The organism is Tabrizicola soli, assembly GCF_015999335.1.
Lineage (GTDB): Bacteria > Pseudomonadota > Alphaproteobacteria > Rhodobacterales > Rhodobacteraceae > Tabrizicola > Tabrizicola soli.
The window spans coordinates 1-10786 of sequence record NZ_JAEACP010000043.1 but is presented as its reverse complement, the minus strand read 5'-3'; the positions used below and the strand labels follow the sequence as shown (position 1 = coordinate 10786).

The 10786-nt window shown below is 65.7% G+C and carries 10 protein-coding genes; 6 read left to right on the top strand and 4 right to left on the bottom strand.

The window, feature by feature from the left end:
* A partial coding sequence (locus I7S92_RS22700) for an electron transfer flavoprotein subunit alpha/FixB family protein (RefSeq protein WP_197647777.1) occupies positions 1–525 on the top strand: 525 nt, incomplete at its 5' end.
* Between the two features lie 373 nt (positions 526–898).
* Here I7S92_RS22700 and I7S92_RS22695 read toward each other — a convergent pair.
* Positions 899–1555, bottom strand: coding sequence for a sugar transferase (locus I7S92_RS22695; RefSeq protein ID WP_197647776.1), 657 nt, complete (start codon positions 1553–1555; stop codon positions 899–901).
* Positions 1556–1938: 383 nt separating this feature from the next.
* The gene (locus I7S92_RS22690; RefSeq protein WP_197647775.1) at positions 1939–2607 is read right to left on the bottom strand and encodes a polysaccharide deacetylase family protein; all 669 of its coding nucleotides are present in this window, start codon (positions 2605–2607) and stop codon (positions 1939–1941) included.
* A 184-nt stretch (positions 2608–2791) separates the two neighbouring features.
* Here I7S92_RS22690 and I7S92_RS22685 point away from each other — a divergent pair, with 184 nt between their 5' ends.
* Positions 2792–3961: a glycosyltransferase gene (locus I7S92_RS22685; protein WP_197647774.1), complete on the top strand. Its 1170-nt coding sequence runs from the start codon at positions 2792–2794 to the stop codon at positions 3959–3961.
* Here I7S92_RS22685 and I7S92_RS22680 read toward each other — a convergent pair.
* Positions 3958–5226, bottom strand: a complete 1269-nt coding sequence (locus I7S92_RS22680; protein WP_197647773.1) for a glycosyltransferase — start codon at positions 5224–5226, stop codon at positions 3958–3960. The two genes, I7S92_RS22685 and I7S92_RS22680, sit on opposite strands and share 4 nt — an antisense overlap.
* A 278-nt stretch (positions 5227–5504) precedes the next feature.
* Between I7S92_RS22680 and I7S92_RS22675 the strand changes: the two genes are divergently transcribed.
* From I7S92_RS22675 to I7S92_RS22660, 4 genes are all read left to right on the top strand, one after another.
* A complete protein-coding gene (locus I7S92_RS22675; RefSeq protein WP_197647772.1) occupies positions 5505–6809 on the top strand; it encodes an O-antigen ligase family protein in 1305 nt (434 codons plus the stop codon).
* Positions 6810–6876: 67 nt separating this feature from the next.
* On the top strand, positions 6877–7947 hold the full coding sequence (locus tag I7S92_RS22670) for a GumC domain-containing protein (RefSeq protein ID WP_197647771.1): 1071 nt from the start codon (positions 6877–6879) through the stop codon (positions 7945–7947).
* An 8-nt stretch (positions 7948–7955) separates the two neighbouring features.
* Positions 7956–9104 carry a glycosyltransferase gene (locus I7S92_RS22665; RefSeq protein ID WP_197647770.1) on the top strand — a complete coding sequence of 383 codons (1149 nt, stop codon included), beginning with the start codon at positions 7956–7958 and terminating at the stop codon, positions 9102–9104.
* 102 nt (positions 9105–9206) lie between these two features.
* On the top strand, positions 9207–10658 hold the full coding sequence (locus tag I7S92_RS22660; protein ID WP_197647769.1) for a lipopolysaccharide biosynthesis protein: 1452 nt from the start codon (positions 9207–9209) through the stop codon (positions 10656–10658).
* Here the strand turns inward: I7S92_RS22660 and I7S92_RS23560 are convergent.
* A partial coding sequence (locus tag I7S92_RS23560; RefSeq protein ID WP_197641424.1) for an integrase core domain-containing protein occupies positions 10655–10786 on the bottom strand: 132 nt, incomplete at its 5' end. The genes I7S92_RS22660 and I7S92_RS23560 overlap by 4 nt on opposite strands.

Sequence of the window (10786 nt, the reverse complement as noted above, 5' to 3'; positions counted from 1 at the left end):
ACGGTGAAGACCTCGGACGCGAAGAAGGTGCTGACGATCCGCACCGCGACCTTCGACGCCGCCGGCAAGGGCGGCTCGGCCCCGGTCGAGACGGTTTCGGCCTCCGTCGACGGCAGCCTGTCCTCCTGGGTCGAGGACAGGGTCGCCTCCTCCGACCGGCCCGAGCTGACCTCGGCCGGGATCGTGGTCTCGGGCGGCCGTGGGGTTGGCTCGCAGGCCGACTTCGCGCTGATCGAGAAGCTGGCCGACAAGCTGAACGCCGCCGTGGGTGCGTCCCGCGCGGCGGTGGACAGTGGCTATGCGCCGAACGACTGGCAGGTCGGCCAGACCGGCAAGGTCGTGGCGCCCGAGCTTTACGTCGCCGTCGGCATCTCGGGCGCGATCCAGCATCTCGCCGGGATGAAGGACTCCAAGGTCATCGTCGCCATCAACAAGGACGAAGAGGCCCCGATCTTCCAGGTCGCAGACTACGGCCTCGTCGCCGACCTCTTCTCCGCAGTGCCGGAAATGATCGAAAAACTCTGACCCTGTCCGACTGCACTCCCTGCGGCGGACTGACTGGCGCCGGACTGCATTCTGCATCCGGCGCCATTTTTCATTCGCAGGGCCCCTCGGATGCATGGCCACGATCCGGCATGCGGGCTCGCCAGCGCCTCCCCTTGCAAGATCGCCATCGACCGCAGCTGGGCCAACACTGCCGGCATCTGCGCGATCAACCGGATGCTGCGGAGCTTTGGATGCCCCGCCCCGTCGCGATAGTCCGGATCAAGTATCTCAACATGATCGAGCGGGATCAGCGAACGATCGGGAAGCGAATCCGACCGCCTCGGCCAGGGATCGAAGTCGCGACCCTGATCCGAAGTGGGCGTCGAACCTCTTCGCCGATCCGGATCCGCCCTCAACAACCAGTCGGCCGGATCACCACCAGCACCGTGCGCAGAAGGATGCCAATGTCATATGCAACGGACTTGCGCGTGATGTAATCCAGGTCGATGCGGCAGCGTTCGTTGAAGTCACGCGGCTTGTTTCGCATGACCTGCCAGGATCCCGTCACGCCAGGGCGCACAAGCAGCCGCAGCCGCTGCCAGGACTGAAGTCCGGCCGGATCCGCCGAATTGGCACGTGGTCCGACGATAGACATATCCCCTCGGACCACGTTCCAGAGCTGGGCCACCTCGTCCAGATACAGTTTGCGCAGCTTGCGGCCAGGGCGGGTGACGCGAGGATCGTTGTCCAGCTTGAATCCGGCGCCCTTGTCCTCGCTTTGCATCAGCAGCGCTTCCTTGATCCTGTCGGCGTCGCAAACCATGGTTCGAACCTTCAGGATTTGAAACGGCTTGCCGTTCTTTCCGTAACGCGTCTGCCGATAGAAGACCGGCGAGCGCGGATCGTCCAGCTTCACCCACAGCACGATCAGCGCAAGTGTAGGCAGTACGAAAGGCGCAGACATAAAAACGAAGGCATAGTCCAACACGCGGTGTCGCCAGTTGTCGGCCAGAGGCGCGCGGCGGATCACTTCATCCAGAAGATCGGATAGCGGAACCTGGTCGATCACCTCGACAGGCTGCGCGACAGGAAAACTGTGTTGAAGCATCGTTCGTTTTCCAAACCTTGCACTGCCGCGCCAGACAGGACTTCGCCAGGTGGGTTGCCGGGCCTGGGCGGCTGAATGGGTCAACGGACTGGATGGACGAGCTTCGAGATATTCTAGATACCACGCCCCATTCTGTCCACATTTTGGCCAAATTTCCGCAAAACGAAACAATTTTGGATCAGGACGCCGACTTGTGTCCAGTGCTCCCGGTTGCGCTCTGATTAACCAGAACGGGTGCTGCCGTCCCGAATGGCAACCATGACGTCATGTGGCAGCGGAATGCCTTTCGGCAGGCAGGACAAATGTGATCGAATCGTCGCTTTTGCCGGGCCAGATCAGCGAAGTCAGCGACGCACTGCCTTCAGCTTCCGTGCGACGCAGAGGCTCCAGGTTTCACGGCCCTGCATCAGGTCGACGAAGTTCTGCAGGGAGGTCTCTGCCCGAACATTGGTGCGGTGAACGACGTTGTCCGTCGGGCGACTTCTTCCGCCATCTGTCGAATAAACCCTGGCATAGCCCGCGCGGCGCACGGCGGACAGGACGCGCGGATCGTAGCGGCCGAACGGAAACGAGGCGGCCGTCACGGCCCGCCCGATGCAGCTTTCAAGCACCTGCTTCGATCCGACAAGCTCGCCGTCAAGCTGTTGCGCATCCAGTCTGCGCCAGTCGAGATGGTTGATCCCGTGACTTCCCACCTCCATCGCCGAAGCCAGCGCCTGAAGCTGCGGCGTACTGAGCGAGCCCGGCCGATCCAGGCGACTGGTGATGATGAAGAAACTGCCTGCCAGTCCGCGCGCCTGCAGGGCGGGCATGGCGATCGTGAAATCCGATTCGTTGCAATCGTCGAAGGTCAGATGCACGCGTCCGGGGTCGGGAGCGGTTGCCACAAGATCCAGAAACCGGAGGAAGCGTTCGCGGGTGATCCAGTAGCGGGACTCGCCCGGCTCCAGCTCGCGACCGGGATGCCCGATGCCGTGGAACGCGATGACGCTCTGCGACGCTGCTGTGGCCAAATGAACCCTCCTGACACAACCTTGGCAGGATAGTCGGACATTCAATCGGCGCAATGCTTTCCTGATTGCGGACGGCGGCTGGCCCGGCCCCGCGGCCCCGTCCCGGGATCGATCTGCGGCAAGGGATTGACGTGGAAGAGCGGCGGGTTGTTTGCTGCAGCAGGGCGCACGGACAGGGGATCGCATGAGCGGATTTTTCGAGGCTCTGACGCTTCTCTGCCTGGGCGTGCAGCTTTACCACTATGCGGGCTATCCGTTGCTTCTGGGCCTGCTGGCCCGGCGGCACCGGCGGCCCGCAGCGGACGCGGCGCCGGACCAAAGCGTCTCGATGGTGATCTGCGCGCATAACGAGGCCGGAGTGATCGCCGAAAAGGTCGCCAACTGCCGCCTGCTGGACCCGGCCCCGGACGAGATCGTGATCATCGACGACGGCTCGACCGACGGCACCGCGGCGATTGCGGCCGCTGCGATCGGGTCGGATGACCGCATCCGCATGGTCGGGAAGTCCGTTCGCGGCGGCAAGTCGGCGGCGATGACCTATGGAGCCGGACTGACGCGGGGCGACATCATTCTCTTCTCCGACGCGTCCGAGATGTACGAACGGCAGGCGATCCGCTGGCTGGTCGCCGAATTTGCCGACCAAAGCGTCGCTGTGGTCAGCGGCTCTCACCGGCTCAAGCCGCCGAATCCGAACGAGCCGGGCTATCTGGTGGGGACAACCGAAGGCCTTTACTGGCGGTACGAGGATTTCATCCGCCGCAAGGAAAGCGCGCTGGGGGCCACCGTGGCCTCGGTCGGGTCGATGCTGGCGATGCGGCGGACGGACTGGCACGGGCTTCCACCGGGTACGGTGAACGACGACGCCTGGCTGACGATGACGGCTCTTGCACGCGGGCGCAACGTCCGCTTCGCGCATCGCGCCATCAGCTGGGAAAAGTCAAACGATCATCCGCGCGACGAACATGTCCGCCGCCGGCGGATCGCGGCGGGACGCGTACTGCTGATCCTGAAGCCCGAAGTCTGGCCCTTGCGCCGCCCTGTGGTGCTGGCGGCCTTTCTGTCGCACAAGGTCCTGCGCCTGGCGCTGCCGCTGTTCATGATCGTCGGAGGCATTGCGAACCTGGGCGCGGTGCTGCTGAACCCCGATCATCGGCTCTTCGTCGTCCTCCTGCTGTTGCAGCTGGCGGTGGCGGGCCTGGCGCTTCTGGGTCGCATCGGCCTGGGGCTGGGCCGCAAGTGGAAGCTGCCGCACCTGGCCTATCATGTGGTGTACTCGAACCTGATGGTGCTCCTGGCCATTCTGGACGTGCTGGCCGGCCGATCCTTCCTGAAATGGGAGAAGCCGGACCGCTAGGCCAGTTCGGCATAGATCCGTTCCAACGTCCGCTGCCACCCGGCAACGTCGCAATGCGGCCCTGCCGCTTGGAGCGCCCGGCGGGCAAGTCCCTCGCGCAGGGCCTTGTCCGCCGCCAGCTTTGCAAGTGCGGCTGCGAAGCCTGCCTCATCCTCCCGCTGAACCATCAGCGCCGCGTCCTCGGGCAGCAATTCCGGAATGTCGCCGACCCTCGTGCAGACGATGCCGAGACCCGCAGCCATCGCCTCGAGCAAGGCAACCGGCAGGCCCTCCCACCGCGAGCTGAGCGCGTAGATGTCGGCCGCGGGCAGGAGGCGCTGGACATCGTCACGCGCTCCGAGGAAGCGAATTCGCGGCCGGACCGGATCTTCCGCCGGCAGAACGTCGCGCGCCAGCGCCTCGACCCCGGCCCGCAGCGCGCCATCACCGACCACCCAGAGGACGAGGTTTCCCGCCCGCGCCTGTGCGGCAGCGAAGGCCCGTACCAACAGAAACGGGTCCTTCTGCTCCGACAGCCGGCCAGTGGCGATCACCGCCACATCCTCGGGCCCGACGCCAAGTCCCTGGCGTATCGACGCGCGGTCGGCTGGAGGCAGGGGCTTCGGCCTCGGGATGACATTCGGCACCACGATTCCGGGCGTTCGACCGATGCGGCTGCGGTTCGCGCGCTCGACATTCGCGCCCACGAAGACCACCCGGTCGGCGAGATGGCGCAGGCAGAAGTCTTCCAGCCCGCGCAGGATCCGGGCGCGCAGGCTGTTCCCGTCCACCGTCTGCGCGTTGTGCAGCGACACGACGACCCGCTTGCCGACCAGGCGGGCCGCCGGCACGCCAAGGATCGTCGCATAGGTCAGGTGAACATGGACCACCGCTTCCTTCCGGCCCCGCAACTCCCGGACCAGGCGCGGAACCGACATGGGATGCCAGAGCTTGAGGTTGTCCAAGGTCGTGACCTCCGCCCCCATCGAACGCAGCATCGTTCGGAACGGCGCCGGTCCCTCCATCAGGGACACGACCTGCAGGCTTTGCCCCCGGGAATACTGGCCGGCCAGAGTGGCGAGCAATCGCTGCGCACCACCGAGCTCCAGGTTGTCGATCACCTGCAAAGCCAGGACAGCCGGCGCTTCCGCAGGGATGTCCGGATCGGGATCGGGTGTCATAGGTTCATCCAACTGACAGACTTGCAAGCGGTCGGCGGCGACGAAACCGGGGCTGCGGCACGGAGGGGAAACCTGACGGCGTAACCGGGCCGAAGACCGCAGCATTTGGCGCATTGTTCCATCGCAAATTCAAGGCGCTGTCCGCATATTTCCGAGTAGCGGCGGGGAATTGTCGCGGCCGGGGCAGGTTGCCCCTTGCGTGCCGGGCCCGTGGGCTTAGGCTTTCGGTCGCCCGCTGTGCAGTTCGCATAGTGGCAACAGGCGGTCAGGGCATATATGATGGAAGGTCAGGTCCGGAGTTGCCAGGGCGACCGAGAGCCGCATCGGTGAACGCCGCTCTGCCTGTCGTGGTCGCGATCGCACTGGTTCTCGCGCCGGTTTTCATGCGCCGTCCGACTTGGGCGGTCTTCGCCTTCTCCTTTCTGCTGCTCCTGCATGCCAATCTGGTCCTGTCCAGCCACTTTGGGGTCGGCCTCGCCGATCCTTTGCTGTTCGGGGCAATGCTGGGCCTGGTTGCGGTCTATCCCCTGCTGCACGGCGACAGCGCCAAGGGCAGCGGCCGGTTTCTGGCGGCCGGAGGATTCTGGCTGGTGGCGGTCCTGAATTCCTATCTCTGGTCGACGGCCACGGGCGTCTCGGTCCTGAAACTGCGCGAATTCCTCCCGAACGTGCTTTATGGCGCCATGCTGTTCCTTCTGGTCGTCGACCAGCCCCGGCTGCTCGCCGCACTGGCGGGTGTGCTGGCGGCGACAGTCCTTCTGAGCACCTTGACGCTTGTCCAGGTGTGCCTGGGAATCACCGGCTTCAACTTCTATGGCTTCGCCAACGGCCTGGTCGACCACATCGCCGGGCAGGTCGACGCCTTCCGGCCGCGGGGGCCGGTCGAGGACCCCAATTACTATGCCCAGATCCTCGTTCCAGGCTATGCCATCGCCCTGGGCATCGTCCTCGGCAGCGCAAAGGCCTGCTGGCGGGGGATGGGAGCGGTTGCGACGATCGTCATCCTGACGGCGATCCTGCTGACCGCATCGCGCGGGGGGCTGATTGCCATGGCCATGGGGACGGTCGCGCTGCTTCTGGCGTATCGCAAGATCCAGTATCTCGCCGCAGTCATGGTCCCCGGCATCGCCGTGCTGTACCTGGTCCCGTCCTACTACGCCCGCGTGAGCTCGCTGATGACCTCGCTTGCCGCGCTGGCCTCAGGCCAGACCGCACGAGACATCTCGGTCTCTGGCCGCCTGGCCGAGATGAAGGCGGCCGCGATCCTTTTTGCCGAGCATCCGGTTTCCGGGATCGGATTCGGCATGTTCGAAACCCGCTATCAGGATATCTCGGCCAACTACGACATGATGCTGCGCGGTGCGGACCGCGCGGCGCACAGCCTCTACCTCGAGACGGCGGCCGAACAGGGGGTTATCGGACTGGCGGCCCTGATGTTCCTGCTGGGCGCTTCCCTGCGCGCCATCCAGCTCGCCCATCGCGAGGCTGTCCGGAAGCGAAACGCGACATTGATGAACGCCCTCCGGGCCATGGCGGCCGCCGCAGTGGGACTGTTCGTCTCTGCCCTCTTCCTGCATGATGCCTACGCCCAGCATTTCTGGCTGGTTCTTGCGCTGCTTTTCGCCGCGGAAAGGACTGCCGGCGACAAGCCGATCGCTGCCCAACCACGAGTGGACGCAAATGTTTGAAAGTCACTCCTATCCGGACAAGACCCCGGCCGAATTCAGGATCTTGGGCGCAATCTGGCGATGGGCGTTGCCGATCCTTCTGCTGACAGCCCTGACTGCCGGGGCCGCCTGGGTCATCACGCGATCCGAGGTGCCCCTCCGCACCGTCCAGTCCGAGCTTTTGGTCCGAATCGGCTATGAATACACGCCCGTGCCATGGATCGCATCCGGCGAGACGCAGCAGATCAACTTCCGCGCCGACGAAGTGATCGGGACCGAGATCCAGTTTCTCACCGCCGAACGGACGATCCAGGGGGCGCTTGCGGCCGCCCCGCATCCGGAGATGAAGCCTTCGGCCGACGGCAGATACGACGCGGCCGAGATGCTGCGCGCGCGGCAAAAGCTGGCGGTCAAGCGGCTTGAGGGCAGCAACGTGATCCTGGTCGAGGTGACCGACCGCGACGCGGCCTGGCCGATTGCCTTTTCCCAAGCGCTGCTGGACACCTATCTTCAGGACCGCATGCAGCTTTTTTCGGATCCGGCCTATGACAACCTTCTGATGGAGGACGAAGCTGCGGCGGCCGGTACGTCTTTGGGGCTGGACAAAGAGGCCCTGGGGATCGGGCGGCGCATTGCGGAGACCATCGATTATCTGGGCGCGACGGCGGCGGCGCTGGCGGCCTCGCCGGCCCAGCCCGAACTCCGTACCGCGCTGGCGCAGGACGTGCGGGCGCTGCAGATCTTTGCCGAAGGGCTGGAGCGGATGTCCGCGCTGCAGAACCAACTGGATCAGCTGGCCCGTATTCTCGCCGCGGAAAGCGGCCCGGCAGCCACCGCCGGCACCGCGAACCTCGTCTCGGAGGACCTGCTGGATGCGGCGGTGGAACAGCTCGCCAGCGACGCGGCGCGCCTGAACGCGATCGCCGCCGAGCGCAACATGCTGGCGAAACAGCTCGACACCATCCGCGCGGCCCGGCTACGCAAGTCCATGCGCGACGAAGCGAGCCACAACATGACGGTGATCACGCCTCCGCATATCCTGGCGGCCACGAACGGTATCGACCGTGTCCAGCGGACGATCCTGGCCGGCCTGATCGCGCTGATCCTGTCCAGCCTGTTCTTCGTCTATCTCGACGGCATCCGCCGCCGGAAGATATGAGCGGGGCGATGCCAGAGGCGCCCGACAGCTCCGGCTGGGCGGCGCTGCCCCCGGTCGTGATCGTCTGCCTCGCGATCCGCCATGGGGGTGTTGACGTCAGGATCGTGCAGACCGCGCGCAAGCTGCGGCAGGAGGGCTGCGAATTCGTGGTCGTCGTCATCGCCGGCACCGGGCTGCACCGCACGCTGACCGACCTTGGCCTGCCGGTCGCGGCCCTGCCCCGGTCGCGGCTGGATCCGCGCCTCGTGCCGGACCTCGTGCGCATCATCCGCCGCATGGGGGCCGGGCTGATCGACGCCCACAACGGCCAGTCGCAATTCTGGGGCGCGCTGGCCGCGCTGGCGACTGGCATCCGCGGCCGGGTCGCCACCGTGCATTCGGTCTACCGAGAGGATCACGCCGCCCGTTGGCGCCAGCGGATCCACGAACTCGCCCTGCATCTGTGCAAGGCGCTGGGGTTCCGCTTTCTGGCCGTATCGAGCAACGTCCAGCGCTACCTGGTGGAGGACTTCCACGTGGACCCCGCGCGCCTGGTCCTCAGCCGCAACGGGATGGAGGATTTGGCCGAGCCGCCGCCGCCCTTCGACATGGTCGCGGAAACCGGCTGGCCCGCCGATACGGTGGTGCTCGCGATCATCGGGCGGCTCGATCCCCGCAAGGGACACCGCTTCCTTCTGCACGCCCTTGCCGCGATGGTCCGGGCCGGTGACCACCGGGCACGCCTGCTGGTCGTTGGCGCGGGCCGCGAGGAAGGGGCGATCCGCGCCTTGGTGCAGGACCTGCAGCTCCAGAACCATGTCCATTTCACTGGCTTTCGCAGCGAAGTCTTTTCGATCCTGACCCGCGTCGACATCCTCTGCCTGCCTTCGACCAGCGAGGGGCTCCCCTACTCGGTCATCGAGGCAGCGCGCCAGTCGGTGCCCACGCTCGCCTCGCGGCTTGAAGGGACCGACGACATCTTTGTCGAGGGCGAGACGATCCTCTTCACGCGGATCGGAGATGCCGAGGACATCCGCGAAAAGCTGACCCTCCTTCTGGACAACCCCGACCGCCGGCGCGAGATCGGTGCAGCGGCGCGGCGGATGTTCCTCAAGGACCTCAGCGTCGAGCGGATGCTGGGCGAGTCGCTGGAAATCTACACGCGTGCCCTGCGTTGACCAGCGATCCCGCCGGCCTGACGGAATCGGCTCGTTTGACAATTCCCAGCCTGGCCAAGCTCATGTAAACGACCATGGCAGGCATTCCGCAAAAGGGTGATCATGCCAGGCCCACACAGCGCCAGCCGCCACATCGCGTCGGGCACCGCGGTTTCCTATCTCGGCTTCTTCCTGGGCAAGATCATCGTCTTCCTGAACACGGTGGTGCTCGCCCGCATCCTTCTGCCCGAGCATTTTGGCCTGGTCGCCATCGGCCTTCTGGTGCTGGCGGTCAGCGAAACCCTTGCCGAGGCGGGGACCGGCGCCGCGATCGTCTGGCGCAAGGGCGAGATCATGTCCATAGCACCCGTCGCGCTGGCGGTCGGACTGATCGGCGGCGGCGTCACCGCCCTGGGATCGATCCTGCTGGCGCCCGCAATCGCCGCCTATTTCGGCGCGCCCGAGGTCGAGCCGATCATCCAGGTCCTGTCGCTCGCCGCGCTGATCAGCACGCCGACCTCGGTCTTCATGGCCATCCTGCAATCCCGCATGGAGTTCGGCCGCCGCCTCGTGACCGACGCCAGCAAGGCCTTGACCAAGGGGCTTGTCGGCATTCCGCTGGCCTATCTGGGCGCCGAAGCCTGGAGCATCGTCCTCGGCCACTTCGCCGGGATCGCGGTCGGCCTTGTCCTGTCCTGGTGGTTCAGCCGCTGGGCGGTGCGGCTGAGCCTTCATCCCGACATCCTGCGCCAGATCGTGCCCTACGGCCTTCAGATCGCTTCCGTTGCGCTCGTCGGCCTCGCGATCCGGCGGCTTGACGTGGCGATCGTCGGCGCGCAGCTCACCACGGCGGAACTCGGCTATTATACCATGGCCTTCTCACTGATCGAACTTTCGATCATGGGCCTGTGCTGGTCCGCCAGCCAGGCCTTGTTCCCCGCGCTCAGCGGCTCGGGCCGGACGCGGGAGGAGATGGCGGCACTCTTCGCCCGAGGGCTGTCGCTCCTCATGGCAGTGACTTTCCCCCTGGCCTTCGGCATTGCCGTGCTGGCCGAGCCCATTGTCCTGACCCTCCTGGGCGAAAAGTGGCGCGGGGCGATAGCGCCGATGCATATGCTCGCCTTCTACGCGCTGATTTACTCGGCCGGATTCAACCTGGGGGATGTCTACAAGGCCACCGGGCACCCCGGCATTCTGACCGCGATCAACGTCATGAACCTGATCATCGCCGTGCCGCTCCTGATCCTGGGCGCGCGCGGCGGGCTGACCGGGATCGCCCTGGCCCAGGTCGGGATCGCACTGGCCATGACCACCGTCAACTGGGTAGTCGCGTCTCACCGCTCGGGGATCGGGGCTGGCGTGCTGGTACGATCGGTCTGGGCGCCGCTCGTCGCGGCGGCTCCGGCCAGCGCGCTCTGCCTGACCCTCGACCGCCTGCTCCTTGCGGGATGCAGCCCGATGCTGCGGCTGGCGGCGGGAAGCGTGGCGGGAGCGGCGCTCTATGCCCTGCTCTTCGGACTTCTGCGCCGCGACATGGTTCAGCCGCTTCTCGCCACCATCCGCAAGGGGCGCTAGCTGTGAGTTCTTACGAGGTCGTTCACCTTTGAGAGGGGAGGCGTTCGGTTGAGTGCGGAGTGTGGTCTTGATCGGTTGAACCAGTCAAGCCAGCGCGGCAGATCGGCGTTTCTCGCGTCGGATGTGGG